General features: G+C 65.5%; 16 protein-coding genes and 1 other RNA gene. 13 read left to right on the forward strand and 4 right to left on the reverse strand.

Annotated features, from left to right (window positions below; translation table 11 throughout):
- The first annotated feature begins 24 nt into the window (after positions 1–24).
- A complete protein-coding gene (locus AB7531_RS09665) occupies positions 25–1,305 on the forward strand; it encodes an O-antigen ligase family protein (RefSeq protein ID WP_063981528.1) in 1,281 nt (426 codons plus the stop codon).
- Here AB7531_RS09665 and AB7531_RS09670 read toward each other — a convergent pair.
- Positions 1,302–2,045 carry a sulfite exporter TauE/SafE family protein gene (locus tag AB7531_RS09670; protein ID WP_063981529.1) on the reverse strand — a complete coding sequence of 248 codons (744 nt, stop codon included), beginning with the start codon at positions 2,043–2,045 and terminating at the stop codon, positions 1,302–1,304. The genes AB7531_RS09665 and AB7531_RS09670 overlap by 4 nt on opposite strands.
- A 231-nt stretch (positions 2,046–2,276) precedes the next feature.
- Between AB7531_RS09670 and AB7531_RS09675 the strand changes: the two genes are divergently transcribed.
- Complete coding sequence (locus AB7531_RS09675; RefSeq protein WP_063981530.1) at positions 2,277–2,537, forward strand: hypothetical protein; 261 nt, start codon at positions 2,277–2,279, stop codon at positions 2,535–2,537.
- A 7-nt stretch (positions 2,538–2,544) separates the two neighbouring features.
- Here the strand turns inward: AB7531_RS09675 and AB7531_RS09680 are convergent, their stop codons facing one another.
- Complete coding sequence (locus AB7531_RS09680; protein ID WP_063981531.1) at positions 2,545–3,915, reverse strand: aminotransferase-like domain-containing protein; 1,371 nt, start codon at positions 3,913–3,915, stop codon at positions 2,545–2,547.
- A 49-nt stretch (positions 3,916–3,964) separates the two neighbouring features.
- Between AB7531_RS09680 and AB7531_RS09685 the strand changes: the two genes are divergently transcribed.
- Complete coding sequence (locus AB7531_RS09685) at positions 3,965–4,423, forward strand: DUF983 domain-containing protein (protein ID WP_080584009.1); 459 nt, start codon at positions 3,965–3,967, stop codon at positions 4,421–4,423.
- A gap of 72 nt (positions 4,424–4,495) precedes the next feature.
- Positions 4,496–5,209: an alpha/beta fold hydrolase gene (locus tag AB7531_RS09690; RefSeq protein ID WP_063986140.1), complete on the forward strand. Its 714-nt coding sequence runs from the start codon at positions 4,496–4,498 to the stop codon at positions 5,207–5,209.
- Between the two features lie 104 nt (positions 5,210–5,313).
- Here the strand turns inward: AB7531_RS09690 and rnpB are convergent.
- An RNA gene (gene rnpB, locus AB7531_RS09695) (RNase P RNA component class A) lies at positions 5,314–5,793 on the reverse strand.
- A gap of 149 nt (positions 5,794–5,942) precedes the next feature.
- On the opposite strand from rnpB, the gene AB7531_RS09700 reads away from it, so the two are divergent.
- From AB7531_RS09700 to AB7531_RS09710, 3 genes are all read left to right on the forward strand, one after another.
- Positions 5,943–6,293 (forward strand): YciI family protein, encoded by a 351-nt coding sequence (locus AB7531_RS09700; RefSeq protein WP_063981532.1) that lies wholly within the window; start codon positions 5,943–5,945, stop codon positions 6,291–6,293.
- A 100-nt stretch (positions 6,294–6,393) separates the two neighbouring features.
- Positions 6,394–6,744 carry a YciI family protein gene (locus AB7531_RS09705; RefSeq protein WP_063981533.1) on the forward strand — a complete coding sequence of 117 codons (351 nt, stop codon included), beginning with the start codon at positions 6,394–6,396 and terminating at the stop codon, positions 6,742–6,744.
- Positions 6,741–7,976 carry an RNA polymerase sigma factor gene (locus tag AB7531_RS09710; protein WP_371497445.1) on the forward strand — a complete coding sequence of 412 codons (1,236 nt, stop codon included), beginning with the start codon at positions 6,741–6,743 and terminating at the stop codon, positions 7,974–7,976. Before AB7531_RS09705 ends, AB7531_RS09710 begins: the two co-directional genes overlap by 4 nt.
- 106 nt (positions 7,977–8,082) lie before the next feature.
- Here AB7531_RS09710 and AB7531_RS09715 read toward each other — a convergent pair whose 3' ends face one another.
- On the reverse strand, positions 8,083–8,946 hold the full coding sequence (locus AB7531_RS09715; protein WP_175618141.1) for an N-acetylmuramoyl-L-alanine amidase: 864 nt from the start codon (positions 8,944–8,946) through the stop codon (positions 8,083–8,085).
- A 430-nt stretch (positions 8,947–9,376) separates the two neighbouring features.
- Here AB7531_RS09715 and rsmH point away from each other — a divergent pair, with 430 nt between their 5' ends.
- The 6 genes from rsmH (at position 9,377) to mraY (ending at position 16,711) form a co-directional block, all read left to right on the forward strand.
- Positions 9,377–10,366 (forward strand): 16S rRNA (cytosine(1402)-N(4))-methyltransferase RsmH, encoded by a 990-nt coding sequence (rsmH, locus tag AB7531_RS09720; protein WP_063986143.1) that lies wholly within the window; start codon positions 9,377–9,379, stop codon positions 10,364–10,366.
- Positions 10,367–10,369: 3 nt separating this feature from the next.
- The gene (ftsL, locus tag AB7531_RS09725; RefSeq protein ID WP_014492951.1) at positions 10,370–10,762 is read left to right on the forward strand and encodes a cell division protein FtsL; all 393 of its coding nucleotides are present in this window, start codon (positions 10,370–10,372) and stop codon (positions 10,760–10,762) included.
- Entirely contained in the window at positions 10,759–12,513 is a 1,755-nt protein-coding gene (locus tag AB7531_RS09730; RefSeq protein ID WP_441279937.1) for a peptidoglycan D,D-transpeptidase FtsI family protein, read from the forward strand. Before ftsL ends, AB7531_RS09730 begins: the two co-directional genes overlap by 4 nt.
- A gap of 84 nt (positions 12,514–12,597) precedes the next feature.
- Positions 12,598–14,070, forward strand: a complete 1,473-nt coding sequence (locus AB7531_RS09735) for a UDP-N-acetylmuramoyl-L-alanyl-D-glutamate--2,6-diaminopimelate ligase (protein WP_063981535.1) — start codon at positions 12,598–12,600, stop codon at positions 14,068–14,070.
- Positions 14,067–15,446 carry a UDP-N-acetylmuramoyl-tripeptide--D-alanyl-D-alanine ligase gene (locus AB7531_RS09740; protein ID WP_063981536.1) on the forward strand — a complete coding sequence of 460 codons (1,380 nt, stop codon included), beginning with the start codon at positions 14,067–14,069 and terminating at the stop codon, positions 15,444–15,446. The genes AB7531_RS09735 and AB7531_RS09740 overlap by 4 nt, the downstream gene beginning before the upstream one ends.
- Positions 15,447–15,607: 161 nt before the next feature.
- A complete protein-coding gene (gene mraY, locus AB7531_RS09745) occupies positions 15,608–16,711 on the forward strand; it encodes a phospho-N-acetylmuramoyl-pentapeptide-transferase (RefSeq protein WP_014492955.1) in 1,104 nt (367 codons plus the stop codon).
- Position 16,712: the final 1 nt, after the last annotated feature.

Below are 16,712 nucleotides of genomic sequence, written 5' to 3' on the forward strand. Positions count from 1 at the left end.
GCCGCGAATCTGCAAGGGACTGCAATGACCGAGGTGTTGAACGAGCAAGGACGAGCGTCCTGGCTCTCCGCGATCTGGGCGGCGCGCTACCGCACACCGGCCCGCTTCGTTGCGCTGGTCGCGTTGCTGCTGCCCTGGAGCACCACCGGCGTGACTTTTGCGCTCGTGCCGTGGCTGATCGCCTTTGCTTTCATCGACCTTCGCGAGCTCCCGCGCTCGCTGCTGCGCCCGATTTGCCTGCTGCCGATCGCGCTGTTCGTGCTGGCACTCGTCGGCACGCTCTGGTCGGTTGCGCCCTGGGCCGAGCGGCTGCACGCGCTCGGGCCGCCGGCAAAACTGCTGGTGATCCCGCTGCTGATCTACCAATTCGAGCGCTGGCCCTACGGCAAATGGGTTTTTGCGGCGTTCCTGGTCTCCTGCACGCTGCTCATGCTGTACTCCTTCACTGTTGCGATCGATCCCAGGCTCTCGCTCAAGCTCTATCTGTCGCGCGGGCCCTACCAGGTCGAGAGCGGGATTGCCGTGCGCAACTATATCGACCAGAGCCAGGAATTCGCGCTCTGTGCGATTGCGCTGGTGTACCCGATCGTGACGCTGGTCCAGCAGGGCCGCGTTCGGATCGCGGCGTTGTTCGCCGTATTGGCGCTCGGCTTCCTCGCCAACATGATGTTCGTCGTGGTCTCGCGCACGGCGCTGGTGACGCTGCCGGTCCTGCTCGTGGTGTTTGCACTGCTGCATCTGCGCTGGCGGGCGGCGCTCGTCGCCGGCGCTGCGACGGCGTTGATCGCCGTAGCGCTCTGGGCCGTCTCGCCGCATCTGCGCGCGACCGTCGGCAAGTTCCAGAGCGATTACGAAAGGAGCCTGGAGGCCGACAACAATTCGATCAGCGGCATGGGCTCGCGTCTCGAATACTGGCGGAAGTCCCTGAGGTTTATCGCCGACGCGCCGCTGATCGGCCACGGCACAGGCTCGATCCGCGGTCTGTTCGCCGGCGTGGCCGCCAATCCGCACGACGACCCGCTGCGCGGCGAGATCGTCAGCAACCCGCACAATCAGACCCTCAGTAATGCCGTGCAGTGGGGCGTCGTCGGCGTGCTGGTCCTCTACGCGCTGTGGATCGCGCACCTTCTGATGTTTCGCGGCGAGGGACTGGCCTGCTGGATCGGCATGTTGGTTGTGGTGCAGAACATGCTGTCCTCACTGCTCAACACGCATCTGTTCGATTTCACCTCGGGCTGGATCTACGTGCTCGGTGTCGGCGTCGCCGGCGGCATGGCGCTCGCCGCGAAGAGGATGCAGATCTAAAGCGCTGCAAGGCTGTTCCGGACGAGGGTGAGGCCCGACAGGAACAACAGGCCGAGCACGACATCGCCAAAATGCTTGTCGTTCAGTGCGTGATAGACGCGGGCGCCGGCCCAGGCGCCGATCAGCGTGCCCGGGAAGGCGACCAGCGCGAGCCAGACCACCTTGAATGCGACGAGGCCCGACGCCGTCTGCAACACCAGCGCGGTCGCGAGCACGGTGAAATTGAAGAGCTGGAAGATGCCGCGCCGCTCATGCTTGTTCCAGCCGCGGATATTGGCCCAGAGGATCGGAAGCGGCCCGGACAATCCGGCGAGGCCGCCGAGAATGCCGCCGGCAAAGCCGATCGCGCCGTCGGCGATGCGGCCACCGAACGTCACGGCGAGGGGCCTCTTGTTGAGATAGAGAGCGGTCGAAAAGATCAGGATCAGCACGCCGACGCTCAGCTTGAACACTTTTGGATCGGCGGAGGCGATCAGCATGGTGCCGAGCGGCACGCCGATCAGCCCCCCGATCAGGAACGGCCAGACCAGCGACAGGTCGAAACTCTTCCACATCGACGGCAGCGTCGAGGTCTGCGCGATCACCGAGCAGATCAGCACCAGCGGCACCGCGAGCGAGGGCGGCAGGACGTAGAGCCAGATGCCGAGCGCCATCAGCGCGGTCCCGAAGCCGGCCAGTCCCGAGACGAAGCCGCCGGCCAGCGCGCCGAACAGCAGCAGCGCATAAGTGAGCGTTTCCAACAGATTGTCCTTGTCGCAATGGGCGATCCCGAACTGTTGATCGCCAACGCCCGCATAGCACGGCTGCGGCCGTGCAGGTCAATTCCAAAACCGCACGCAAGCGTGATCCTCAACCGCGGGCATTCGCCAAAGGCAGGCCTACATGATGACCATACTTCAATCCGGGGGCCTGCCCGACGCCATGATGCGCTCTCATTGGCCTTTCCCCGAACGAGATGATGGAGAACGACCATGACCCGCACGAAGATTGCCGTTGCAGCCGCGCTGCTGTCTGCGGCGGCCCTGATGCCGACGATGGCGCAGGCGCAGTTCTCCGAACCCGCGGCCTATCAGGCCGCCCATCCCGACCGCGATGTGCTGAACGGCGGCCAGCTCACGCCTGCGGCGCGCGCGGCTCGTGGCGAGACAGTGGCACCGAGCGAGGCCTATGCGGCTTATTCGTCAGGCGTGACGCCGGTCGTTCGCCCGCGCCACCGCCGTCACCACCAATAAGAAGAGTCTAGACGATCTGCCTGGTGTCGGCCGGCCTGTGCAGCGCGCCGACCAGGATGCGCAGCGCTTCCGTCAGTTCCGATCGATTGCGCGCGGCGCCGAGCGAGACGCGCGCGGCATGCGGCGGTGTTCCGTCCACAGTGAAGGCATCGCCGGCGACGACTGCAAGTCCGTTCCGCAACAGATGCGCGGCGACGTCGGGGCGGCCTTCCGGCAGCCGCAGCCAGAGATGGTGGGCGGCGGGCTTGGCCAGGAACTGAATGCCTTTCAGCGCGCGCTGCGCAAGCTGCTGGCGGCCGATCGCCTCGTTGCGGATGGCGGTGATGATGCGATCGGCGATGCCGGTCTCGATCCAATGCGTCACCAGCGCGACCATCAGCGGCGCCGGCATCTGCACGGTGGCCTGCAAGCCGGCACGCATGTCCCGCTGCGCGGCGTTGTCGGGTGTCACGAGATAGGCGACGCGTAGCGCCGGCGCGATGCATTTCGACAGCGTGGTCGCGAGATAGGTCCGCTCCGGAATGAGGTTTGCGATCGGCGATGCCGAACGGTCGAGCAGCCCGTAGGCATCGTCCTCGATCAGCGTCATATCGGAATCGCTGATGATCTTTGCGATGGCGTTGCGCCGTTCGGTGGACAGCGTCGCGGTGGTTGGATTGTGCAGCGTCGGAATGAGATAGACGGCCTTCGGCCTGTGCGCGCGACAGGCCTTCGCCAGCGCATCGGGCAAGATGCCGCCATCATCCATGGCGATACCGACGAGCTTGACGCCGAGCCGCGCCGCGGCGGCCTTGATGCCGGGGAAGGTGAGCGCTTCCGTCAGCACGACGTCGCCGGGCCGCGCGAGCTGAGCGAGCAGGTTGAACAGGATCGTCTGCGTACCGGGAAAGATCACGAGCCTGTCGGCGTGCGCGTGCGGAACCCGTGCACGCATCCAGCGGGCCGCGACCTCGCGCTCATGCGCGCTGCCGCCGGGCGGCTGATAGTTGAGATGCGCCGTCAGGCCTGATTGTGCGCGGATGGCTTCCATCCCGGCAATGATCCGCTCGTCGAGTTGCGCTTCGAGCGGATGCGGCGGCACGTTCATCGAGAGGTCGATCGCGACCGGATGCGGCAGGTCGACCGCGCGGCGCGCGCTGGTCTCGGATACGAATGAGCCTTGTCCGACACGGGCTTCCATGATGCCGCGGCGCCGCGCCTCGGTGTAGGCACGCGTCACCGTGGTGAGGTCGATGCCGAGGGCCTTGGCCAGCGCGCGCTGCGTCGGCAGCTGCTGGCCGCGCACCAGCCGGCCCGCGGCGATGTCGGCCTCCATGGCCTCGACGATGCGCTGGTAGCGCGGCCCGCTCAGCTCCGAGATTGTAGGGGTCCAATCCATGCAATTTAGGCCCATATCCTTTGAATGTATGGATACAAGATATTATTGTATGGATCAGCGAAAAGGAAGAGGTGCTGTCATGGCAACCGGTTCAGTCTCTCTCACGAAGGCGATGTGGCGCGGCTTCTTGGGCAAGTGCCCGAACTGCGGCGAAGGACACATGTTCGGCCGTTTCCTGAAAGTCGCGGACAGCTGCGACCATTGTGGCGAGGAGCTGTTTCACCAGCGCGCCGATGACTTCCCGGCTTATCTGGTGATGGTCGTTGTTGGTCACCTCGTCGTGCCGGCGATCCTCGCGGTTGAGACGGCCTACGCGCCGGCGGTCTGGCTGCAACTGGCCGTGTGGTTGCCGGTGACGCTGTTCGCTTCGCTCGCGCTGCTGCAGCCGACCAAGGGCGCCATCGTCGGCCTGCAATGGCAGATCGGCATGCATGGTTTTGAGGCGGGCAAGCTGCGGCGCGAGGCCGTCGCGCCCGTCCTCGTGAAGGCGAACACCCGCGCGGCCTGAGAGGCCGCAGCGTTTACATCGCGCGCGCGGCCGCTACACTCCATCGTAGAAACAAGAACGATGGAAACGCCGATGGCCGCACGCGCGAAGACTTTTCTGCTCTGTCATGGCGCATGGTCCGGCGGATGGGCCTGGAAGAAGATGCATCCGCTGATGGCGCAGGCCGGCCACCGCCTGGTGGCGCCGACCTACACCGGGCTCGGCGAACGCGCGCATCTCGCGAGTCCCGCGATCGATCTGGATACGCATATCCAGGACATCCTCAACGTCATCAAGTTCGAGGACCTCGACGACATCGTGCTGCTCGGCCACAGCTATGGCGGCATGGTCGCGACCGGTGTTGCCGACCGCGCGCGCGAGCGCGTGGCGCAGCTGATCTATCTCGACGCCTTCGTGCCGCGTGACGGCCAGTCGCTGTTCGATCTCAACGAGGGCGGGCGCGAGCCGATGCGCAAGGCGGCTGCCGCAGGCGACGGCTACCGCATCCCGCCGAATCCGCCGCCGCCCGATACGCCGCAGGCCGATCTCGACTGGCTCAATGCGCGCCGCATCAACATGCCGATCAAATGTTTCGAGACCAGGCTCAAGCTCGAACACGGCGAGCCGGCGATCCCGCGCAGCTACATCTATTGCAAGCGCATTCCGCCGGGCGATGTGTTCGGGCAGTTCGCGAAGCGCACGAAGAACGAGGAGGGCTGGCGCTATTTCGAACTCGATGCCAGTCATGCGCCGAACGTGACAGCGCCCGAGGCTTTGATGGCGGTGTTGGAGAAGATTGTGGCCTAGTTCACCCTCGTCATTCCGGGCTCTCGCTTCGTCGCGCCTCGGAATGACAACGGTGAAAAATGGTGAGGGGTCCGATGCGGTCAGCATCGAACCCCTCGTTGCAAGATATCAGCCGGCCTGTAAGCCGGGTTCTGTAAGGCACCGTCCGCTTGCGCGAACGATACGTGACGGCCATTCCTCTGGGACCATGTTTGCACATGGCCTCGAGCAACCTACCCGGACGGCGGGCCTGACATCGCCCCGCGGCGTTATCGCTTGCGCGAACAGCCCGCTACGCCGTCCCTATTCGGTTTTGCTCCCGGTGGGGTTTACCATGCCGGCTCCGTTGCCGGAGCCGCGGTGCGCTCTTACCGCACCTTTTCACCCTTACCTGCCTACGCAGCTTGCGCTGCTACGGCACGGCAGGCCCGAGGGCTTGCCGCGCCAGAGCCCCGAAGGGGCGTCGGCGGGCGGTTCGTTCTCTGTGGCACTTTCCCTGGGGTTGCCCCCGCCGGACGTTATCCGGCACCGTATGTCAAGGGAGCCCGGACTTTCCTCCCCGGCGGCCTTTCGGCACCTGCCGGAGCGGCCGTCCGGCCGACTGACCGGCTACGCATGGGGCATTTGTGACGGTTCCGTCAAGCAGAGATCGCCGCGCAAGCCGGCTGCGAATAATTTATCCTGAACATGTCGTTGGGCGTGGGCCCAGTTCGACTGGATGCCGGCAATCCAGCCGAGCAACAGGAGTTAAGCGATGCAGTATTTGCTGCTGATCTACCGGAACGAAGCTCAACAGAGCAAGATGGACCCCGCAGATTACCAGAAGCTGTTGGCGGAGTATTCCGCCTACACCCAGTCCATCGTCCAGAGCGGCAACTTCAAGGCCGGCGACGGGCTCCAGCCGACCTCGACTGCGACCACCGTTCGCGTTCGCGACGGCAAGGTACTCGCGACCGATGGTCCGTTCGCCGAGACCCGCGAGCAACTCGGCGGCTATTATCTCGTCGAGGCGAGAGACCTCGACGCAGCGATCGCGATGGCCGCGCGGATTCCCGGAGCCAGGGACGGCTCGATCGAAGTCAGGCCCGTGATGATCTACAAATGATCTCGTCCCCTGATATCGAATAATTATCCCGAGGATGTCGTTTGATGTTGGCCCCGTTCGACTGGATGTCGGCAATCAGGCCGAACAACAGGAGTAAGCCATGCAGTACCTACTGCTGATCTACCGGAACGAAGCGAAAATGATCAACATGTCCCCCGCGGACCGTCAGGCGCTGTCGGCGGAGTACGGCACTTACACGCAGTCCATCGTCCAGAGCGGCCATTTCAAGGCCGGCGACGGGCTTCAGCCGACCACGACGGCGACCACCGTGCGCGTGCGCGAGGGCAAGACCCTGACGACCGACGGTCCCTTCGCGGAGACTCGCGAGCAGCTCGCCGGCTACTATCTGGTCGAGGCCAAGGATCTGGACACCGCCGTCGGACTGGCTGCTCGGATTCCCGAGGCCAAAGAGGGATCCATCGAAGTCAGGCCGGTCATGATCTACAAGTGATCTGTCCTGCCGACATCGCTCGGATTTTTCGCGACGAGGCGGGGCGGGTGCTTGCCACGCTGATCCGCCTCGTCGGCGATTTCGATCTCGCCGAGGACGCGCTCCAGGATGCCTTCGCGGTCGCGCTGGAGCGCTGGTCGGCGGGCGAGGTGCCCGATAATCCGCGCGCCTGGCTGGTCAATGTCGGTCGCAACAAGGCGATCGATCGCATCCGGCGGCAGGCCGTGTTCCGCGGCAAGCAGCGGGCGCTTGTGCATGAGCTCGAGTTCAACGCGCAGGCGCCCGACGAGCCGACAGCAACGCTCGATGACGATATGCTGCGGCTGATCTTCACGTGCTGCCATCCAGCCTTCGCCATCGAGGTCCAGGTCGCGCTGACGCTGCGCACCGTCTGCGGGCTGTCCATGGCGCAGGTCGCGCGCGCCTTTCTCGTCGGCGAGGATGCGATGGCGCAGCGCCTCGTCCGCGCCAAGCAGAAGATCAGGCTCGCCGGCATTCCTTATGAAGTGCCCGAGCACGCCGCGCTTGCGCCGCGGCTCAACGGCGTGCTCGCCGTGATCTATCTCGTCTTCACCGAAGGCTATGTTGCGACCTCGGGCGCGGATTTGATGCGGCCCGATCTCGCGGTCGAAGCGATCAGGCTCGGCCGGTTGCTCGACCGGCTGATGCCGGATCGCGCCGGGATCAAAGGCCTGCTCGCCTTGATGTTACTGCACGATGCGCGCCGTGCCGGGCGCGAGACCACAGCCGGCGACGTCGTTCTGCTGGAAGAGCAGGATCGTTCGCTCTGGAATTGTGTGCAGATCGAGGAAGGTCTGCGTCTCGTGGACGACGCGCTCCGCGTGCCTGGCCGCCCGCAGCCCTATGCTGTGCAGGCCGCGATCGCCGCGCTGCATGCCCGTGCGCCGAGCTACGAGCAGACCGACTGGCCGCAGATCGCTGGCCTCTACGAAGTGCTCTTGCGCATCAATCCGTCGCCGGTGATCGAGCTTAACCACGCCGCCGCAGTCTCGATGGTCGACGGCCCGGCGCGCGCGCTCGATCTCGTCGATGCGACCGCCGCGCGCGGCGGGCTTCGTGGCTACGAGCTGTTGCCCGCGGTGCGCGCGGATCTGTTGCGACGGCTTGGGCGCAAGGACGAAGCGCGCGAGGCGTATGTCGCCGCGACGGCGGCGACGCAGCTGGAGCCGCTACGGCGGCTGTATGCGCGACGGATGCGGGAGATGGAGTAGTCGCCACACATTCCGTCATTGCGAGGAGCGAAGCGACGAAGCAATCCAGACTGTTTCCACGGAGGCAGTCTGGATTGCTTCGCTGCGCTCGCAATGACGAACGCCATTACTTCGCCGCGACTGCCGTCGCATCCGCCGGCAGGCTCGCGAGCAACGCCTGCAATGTCGACAGCGTCGAGTGATCCGCGACACCATCGAGCCGCGCGGGGCGGAAATGGCGCTGGAAGGCGGTGACGACTTCCATCGTCGCGGCGTCGTATTTGCCGGTCAGCGGCACGCCGTAGCCGTATCGGGCGAGCGCCTGCTGCAGGCTCAGCACCTCGTCGCTGATGGTGCCGAGCATCAGGCTCTCGCCGCGCACGACCGGCGCGGGCGTCACCCAGTGTCCGACGCCGGAATTGGCCAGCGAATGCCACGGAAATTTCTCGCCGGGATCCTTCTTGCGCGCCGGCGCGACGTCGGAATGGCCGAGCACCCGGTGCGCGGCGACGTTGCGGCGAAGCATGATGCCGCGGCACAACGTGATCACGGCGGCGATCTGGCGCGACGGATATTCCGGATAGCCCCAGTCATGGCCGCGATTGATGATCTCGATGCCGATCGAGCAGGAGTTGATGTCGTCCTCGCCGGCCCAGGACGAGACGCCCGCGTGCCATGCGCGCTTGGCCTCGGGCACGCATTGCACGATGCGGCCGTCCTCCAGCACGACGTAATGCGCCGACACTTCGGTGCCCGCCGTGCACAGCCGCGCCAACGCGCCCTCGACGTCGGGCATGCCGGTGTAGTGCAGCAGGATCATATCCGGCTGCCGTCCCTTGTTGCGGTCGCCATGGTTCGGCGAAGGGATGATGTCGGAGACGATCGAGGAATCCGGCTCGAACGTCCGCGTGTTCGCCGCGGCCTTGGGAACCGGGAGAACGCGTTGACGTTTCGAATCAGATCCAGACGGCGTGGAAGGACCGGACGACATAGACAGCTCAAGTCGGACAGAGAGTGGGCCAAGCCCTTCTCTTTACTATTCCTTTACCCTCCGCCGCGCGCAATCGCGCGGCGCGGTTAATGGATGCATTTTGGCGCATGTGTGTGGATGGAGCATCACCGATGCGTCACCTTTTCGACTTGTAACAAGCCGATCAACGCTTTCTTAACGCTAAGGGCCGTTACTGAGGATTGAAGAGCCGACCCGCGTCCGGAGGCGGCCAAAGCGTATTTTGGCTCGAAATCCCATGGCTGCCCGACAAATTCCACTGGGAACACTGGGTTTGCGGCCCGGGATGACCGGGCTCGGTAACCATGGTGGACGAGGGTTGGGTCGTGGAACCGCCGCGACGCGGAATTATTCGAGGCGTAATGGACTCGCTCGTCCCAGATCTCGCATGGACGCTCTGCGGGTGTGGCGCATGAGCTCGGTTCCGCACATCCCCGTTCTTGGCCGTGAGGCGGTCGATCATCTCGCGCCGCGCGCGGGCGGGATCTATATCGACGCCACCTTCGGCGCCGGCGGCTACAGCCGCGCCATTCTCGACGTGCCGGGAACCCGGCTGATTGCGATCGATCGCGACCGCACGGCGATCGCCGGCGGGGCCGAGCTGGTCGAACGCTCCGCGGGCCGGCTGACGCTGGTCGAGGACCGCTTCTCCAATCTCGCCGAGGTCTGTGCGGCGCAAGGCGTCGATGCCGTCGACGGCGTCGTGATGGATGTCGGGGTCTCCTCGATGCAGCTCGACCAGGCCGGCCGCGGCTTCTCCTTCCGTCTCGACGGTCCGCTCGACATGCGGATGGGGCAGGCGGGGCCGACGGCGGCCGACATCGTCGCGCGCGCCTCGGAAAGCGATCTCGCCGACATCATCTATCTCTTTGGTGAGGAGCGGCAGTCGCGCCGTATCGCCCGCGCCATCGTCGCCGACCGGCAGGAGACGCCGTTCACGACAACGCGCGCGCTCGCCGATCTCGTCGGCCGGGTCGTGCGCTCGAAACCCGGCGATATTCATCCGGCGACGCGAACGTTCCAGGCCCTGCGCATCTTCGTCAACGAAGAGCTCGAGGAACTCCAGACCGCGCTCGCTGCGGCCGAGCGCGTGCTCAGGCCGGACGGCCGCCTCGTGGTGGTCTCGTTCCATTCGCTGGAAGACCGCATCGTCAAGAATTTCCTCTCCGAGCGTAGCAAGACAGGCGGCGGTTCGCGGCATCTGCCGGAAGTGGCGCAAACCGCGCCGAGCTTCCAGCTGCTGACGCGCCGGCCGGTGATCGCTGGCGAAGAGGAAGTCGCCCATAACCCACGCGCGCGTTCCGCAAAACTGCGTGCCGCCGAGCGCACGTCCGCGCCCGCGCACGACGACGGCGAGACCTCGTCCTGGCCAAAGCTCGCCGACGTGATGAGGGGTGGCTAGCGCATGCGCTTCATCCACCTCCTCGTCATCGGCGCGCTGATCTTCGCGGCGGCCTATGTCTACCGGATCAAGATGGACTCCACGGCGCGCACCGAAAAGGTGCTGCGGCTGCATGCGGAGATCCGCGAGCAGCGCGATGCGATCGCGGCGCTGCGCTCCGAATGGGCCAAGCTCGATGCGCCCTTGCGCCTGCAGGGCCTGTCCGACCGGCATCTGCCGCTCAAGCCGGTCAACGGCACGCAGTATGACTCGCTGAAGAACCTGCCGGAGCGTCCGCCGCGGATGTTCAGGCCGGGCGAGCCGGATCCGATCGGGGCCATGCTCAACACCATCGAAGCCGCGAGCGATCCGGATACGGTGACGGGCTCCGTGCCTCAGCCCGAGGACAAGCAATGAGCGCTGTGACCCCGGCCAAGCCAACTCAAAAGCCGCCCGAGCCCTGGCGGCAGCGGCTGATCCGCAGCCTGCTCTACGGGCGCAACGTTGACCGCGCCGCGAAGGCGCGCGCGCGCGTTGGCCTCGCGATGATCGCCTTTACCTCGGTCTACGTCCTGATCGGCGGCCGGCTCGTGATGTTCGCGATCGGTGCCGACGCCCACAGCGCGCGCCGTGCTGCCGCGCAAGAGGTGGTCGCGACCTCGCGGCCCGACATCGTCGACCGCAACGGCGCGATCCTCGCGACCGACGTCAAGGCGGCGAGCCTGTTCGGCGAGCCGCGCCGCATCATCGACAAGGACGAGGCGATCGAGCTTCTGACTGCGACCGTGCCTGACCTCGACGAGGCCGAGGTGCGCGAGCGCCTGTCGGCGCGAAAGGGTTTTGTCTGGCTCAAGCGCGAGATCACGCCGAAGCAGCAGCAGGACATCCACAAGCTCGGCATTCCCGGCATCGGCTTCCTGCGCGAGAACAAGCGCGTCTATCCGACCGGCAACGAGGTCGCCCACCTCATCGGTCTCGTCAACATCGACAACCAGGGCATCGCCGGCATGGAGAAGTGGCTCGACAATCAAGGGCTCGCCGATCTCCACCGCGCAGGCTTTGCCACCGACCGGCTGCAAAAGCCGATCGAGCTGTCGGTCGATCTGCGCGTCGAGCACGCGCTGCGCGACGAGCTCTTGAAGGCCAAGGAGAAGTACCACACCAAGGCCGCCTCCGGCATCGTCTCGAATGTCAAGACCGGCGAGATCGTGGCGATGGTCTCGCTGCCGGACTTCGACCCCAACAATCCGAAGGAAGCGCACGACCCCGACCGCATCAACCGCCTGACCACGGGCGTCTACGAGATGGGCTCGACCTTCAAGGCGTTCACGCTGGCGATGGCGCTCGATTCTGGAAAGATCAATTTGAACTCGTCGTGGGATGCACGCGGAAACCTGCACTACGGCAAGTTCACCATCCACGACAGTCATTCGCTCGGACGTTTCATCAACACCAAGGAAGTGTTTTATTACTCCTCCAACATCGGCGCTGCGCGGATCGCGCTCGGCCAGGGTGTCGAGGCGCACAAGGCGTTCCTTGCCAAGATGGGCCAGTTGACGCGGCTGCGCACCGAGCTGCCGGAGAGCGCAGCTCCGCTGGTGCCGCGCCGCTGGAGCGAGCTGAACACGGTCACCATCGCGTTCGGCCAGGGTCTGTCGGTGGCGCCGCTCCAGGCGGTGATGGGCATCAACGCGCTGATGAACGGTGGCTACCTGATTCCGCCGACCTTCATGAAGCGAAGCGAAGCTGAAGCGGCGGCGATGGCCAAGCGCGTGATCAAGCAAGAGACCAGCGACAAGATGCGGTATCTGATGCGGCTCAATGCGGAGGTCGGGTCGGCGAGACAGGCAGACGTCAAGGGCTATTATGTCGGCGGCAAGACCGGCACGTCCGAGAAAGTCATCAATGGCCGCTACGCCAAGAAGCGGGTGCTCAACTCCTTCACGGCGATCATGCCCTCCGACAATCCAAAATATCAGATCCTGATCATGCTGGACGAGCCGCAGGCGCTGCCCGAAACGCATGGTTTCATCACCTCGGGCTGGAACGCAGTGCCGACCGGCGGCAAGGTGATCGAGCGGATCGCGCCACTTCTGGGCATCGAGCCACGGTTTGACCTGCCGCCGTCCGACCGCCTTATTCTTGCAGCATCCAGGACAACCCAGTAATCAACGGGGGTGGGCCGTCGCCGCTGCTGAGTCGGGGCTTTTCCGAAGATCCGGCTTTCCGGACGGCATGTCGACTGGAAGACCATGAAGCTGCGCGACCTCCTAGGTCAGGACGTTCCAGGCAATGATGCCGCAATCGAGCCCGCTGTCGCGGCGCTCGATGTGACCGGCGTTGCGCTCGACAGCCGTGTGGTCAAGCCCGGCGATCTCTTCTTCGCCCTCGCGGGCAGCAAGACCGACGGCGCGCGCTTCGTCGATGCCGCGATTGCAGCAGGCGCGGTGGCGATCGTCGGCGACCATGCACCTGATGGCAGCAAGGTGCCGTTCGTCACGGTGGCCAATCCGCGCCGCGCGCTGGCGCTGGCCGCGGCCAAATTCTTCCCCGCACAGCCGGCGACCATCGCGGCGGTGACCGGCACCAGCGGCAAGACCTCGGTCGCCGCGTTCACGCGCCAGATCTGGGAGCGGCTGGGGCATGCCTCCGCCAGCATCGGCACCATCGGTCTCGTCTCGCCCAAGCGCACCGTCTACGGTTCGCTGACGACGCCGGATCCGATCGCGCTGCACCGGCAGCTCGATGAGATCGCGCGCGAAGGCGTGACGCATCTCGCCTTCGAGGCGTCCTCGCACGGGCTCGACCAGTACCGCCTCGACGGCGTGCGTGTCTCCGCCGGCGGCTTCACCAATCTCTCGCGCGACCACATGGATTACCATCCAACCGTCGCGCATTATCTTGCAGCAAAACTCCGCCTGTTCCGCGAACTGGTCCCGGCGGATGGGGCGGCGGTGATCTCCGCCGATCATGATTGCTCGGCGGAGGCAATCAATGCTGCCAGGTCGCACGGCCTGCGCGTGATGGCGGTCGGCCGCAACGGCGACGGGGCAGGCGAGGGCATTCGTCTCGCCGGGGCCGAGGTCGAAGGTTTTTCGCAAGTCCTTGCCGTCGAACATCGCGGCAAGCGTTATGCGGTCCGGCTGCCGCTGGCCGGCGAATTCCAGATCGAGAACGCACTGGTGTCGGCCGGTCTGGCGATCGGTACCGGCAGCGATCCGGCCAACGTGTTTGCGAGCCTCGAACATCTCGAAGGCGCCAAGGGTCGGCTCGAGCGCGTCGGCGAGCGCAACGGTGCGCCGATCTTCGTCGACTACGCCCACAAGCCCGACGCGTTGGAGAAGGCGTTGCAGGCTTTGCGGCCTTACGCAAAACGCCGGCTGGTCGTCGTGTTCGGCGCCGGCGGCGACCGCGATGCCGGCAAGCGCCCGATCATGGGCGAGATCGCGGCCGAAAACGCCGACCGCGTCATCATCACCGACGACAATCCGCGCAGCGAGAAGCCGGAAGCCATTCGCGCAGAAATCCTCGCGACTGCAAAAGGTGCCCGCGAAATCGGCGACCGTGCCGCGGCGATCCGCACCGCGATCGAGGAGTTGGAAGACGGCGACGCGCTGCTCGTCGCCGGCAAGGGCCACGAGACCGGGCAGATCGTCGGCGGCGAGGTGCTGCCCTTCAGTGATCACGAGGCGGTCGCCGCCGCATTAGCGTCGAGGGATGCATGAGCGCGCCAATATGGACGGTTGCCGAAGTGGCGCGTGCGCTGGGCGCTGCGGGATCATTTCCGGACACGCCGATCGAGTTCGTCACCCAGGACAGCCGCCTGGTGAAGCCGGGCTGCCTGTTCGTCGCGCTCAGCGGTACGCCGAGCGGCGGCTTCATCTCGGCCTTCGCCAGCGCGCGCGACGGCTGGGAGTTCGCCGACAAGGCGGAAGCTTCGGGCGCGGTCGCGATGATCGTGCCGCACGAGATCGCCAGCATCCGCATTCCCCAGATCGTCGTCAAGGACACGCTGATCGACGGTCTCTGGGGCCTCGCGCGCGCGGCACGCGCGCGTTTCAACGGACCGGTGATCGGGCTCACCGGCAGCGCGGGCAAGACCAGCACCAAGGAATTCCTCGCGGCCTACCCCGGCGCCTATGCCAGCCCATCGAGCTTCAACAATTTCTGGGGCGTGCCGCTGACGCTGTGCAACGCCAGGCCCGATGCCAGCCTCTGGGTCGTCGAGATGGGCATGAACCAGACCGGCGAGATCGCGCGGCTCAGCGAGCTGACGCGGCCGACCGTCGCGCTCGTCGTCAACGTTCAGCCGGTGCATCTGGAAAAGCTCGGCTCGCTCGAAGCCATCAGGCGCGAGAAGGTCTCGATCGCGCTCGGCCTGCCCGAGGATGGCGTGCTGGTGCTGCCTGCCGGGATCAAGGCGCCGGACTGGAAGGGCAAGGTGGTACGGTTCGGCGAGAAAGCCGAGGTGCACGAGGTCGCGCACGCGCCGCATGGCGAGAGCTGGCAGGTCGTGGCCGCGCTCGGCAAGAAGGAGATCGCCTTCAGCCTGACGCCGGGCGCACCGCACCGCGTGCAGAACGCGCTCGCTGCGCTCGCCTCGATCCGCGCCGCGAACCTCGATGCGGCGACGCTCGCGATCAAGCTCGACCGGGTCGGCATCATGACCGGCCGCGGCGTCGAGCAGGCGATCGGCGGCGTCACCGTGATCGACGACAGTTTCAACGGCAATCCGGCCAGCGTGGCTGCTGCACTGCAAAGCCTCCAGGCGCGCAACGTGACCGGCGGCCGTCGCATTGCGGTGCTCGGCGACATGCTGGAACTGGGCGATGACGCACCAAACTACCACACGGCCCTCGCCAAGCATCTCGACGGCATCGACGGCGTCTACTGCGTGGGTCCCTTGATGCGCCATCTGTACGACGTGTTGCCGGCGGGCAAGGGCCTTGGCTGGCACGACGACCCCGCCACGCTGAAGCCGGGTGAGGTCGCAAATCTGCTGAGGGCAGGCGATGTCGTGGTTGTCAAGGGCAGCAAGAAGATGTTCTGGGTCAACAAGTTTGTGCCGGGCCTAGTGGCCGCCTTGCAGGCAAAGGCGTAAACTGCTTGGAAGGCGCTGTTCCCGAATCCCACCTTTTGCGGCGCGAAGCCGTCCGTTTTCCCAGAGGTCGCCCGACCCCATGAAGAAGACCCGCGAATGCGCGTGAGGCAAGTCAAGGCCAACACCAGGGCCGCGTGCAAAGGCGCCATAGGACCGTCTGAATGTTTTACTGGCTGATCGAGCTCTCCAACACATTTCCCGGCTTCGGTGCCGTTCGCACCTTCCTGAACGTCTTCCGCTACATCACCTTCCGCACCGGCGGCGCCGTCGTCACCGGCGCGCTGTTCGTGTTCCTGTTCGGGCCCTGGATCATCGACCATCTGCGCATCCGTCAGGGCAAGGGCCAGCCGATCCGGACCGACGGCCCGCAATCGCATCTCGCCAAGAAAGGCACGCCCACCATGGGCGGGCTGATGATCCTGTCCGGTCTCACGGTCGGCACCGTGCTGTGGGCCAATCCGCTCAACCCCTATGTCTGGATCGTGCTGGCGGTGACGCTCGGCTTCGGCTTCGTCGGCTTCTATGACGATTACCTCAAGGTGACCAAGCAGACCACGACGGGCTTCGGCAGCAAGCTGCGCCTGCTGATCGAGGCCGCCATCGCGCTGGTCGCCTGCTATGCGCTGGTGCGATTGAACCGCGATCCCGCGTCGACCGCGCTGACGATTCCCTTCCTCAAGGACACCGTGCTGCATTTCGGCTGGTTCTTCGTCGTGTTCGGCGCCTTCGTCATCGTCGGCGCCGGCAATGCGGTGAACCTCACCGACGGTCTCGACGGCCTCGCCATCGTGCCCGTGATGATCGCGACCGCGAGCTTTGCGATGATCGCCTATCTCGCCGGCAACGCGGTGTTCGCCGACTATCTCCAGATCAAATATGTCGCGGGAACCGGCGAACTCGCGGTGCTCTGCGGCGCGCTGCTGGGCGCCGGTCTTGGGTTCCTCTGGTTCAACGCGCCGCCGGCCTCGATCTTCATGGGCGACACCGGCTCGCTCGCGCTCGGCGGCATGCTCGGCGCAATCGCGGTCGCGGTGAAGCACGAGATCGTGCTCGCGGTGATCGGCGGCCTGTTCGTGCTGGAAGCGGTTTCCGTCATCGTGCAGGTGGTGTCGTTCAAGCTCACCGGCAAACGCATCTTCCGGATGGCGCCGATCCATCACCATTTCGAGCAGCTCGGCTGGACCGAACCGCAGATCGTGATCCGCTTCTGGATCATCTCGGTGATGCTGGCGCTCGCCGGTCTGTCGACGCTGAAGCTGCGGTGAT

It is taken from the genome of Bradyrhizobium sp. 63_E2_N1_3 (assembly GCF_052076005.1).
Classification (GTDB): Bacteria; Pseudomonadota; Alphaproteobacteria; order Rhizobiales; family Xanthobacteraceae; genus Bradyrhizobium; species Bradyrhizobium barranii.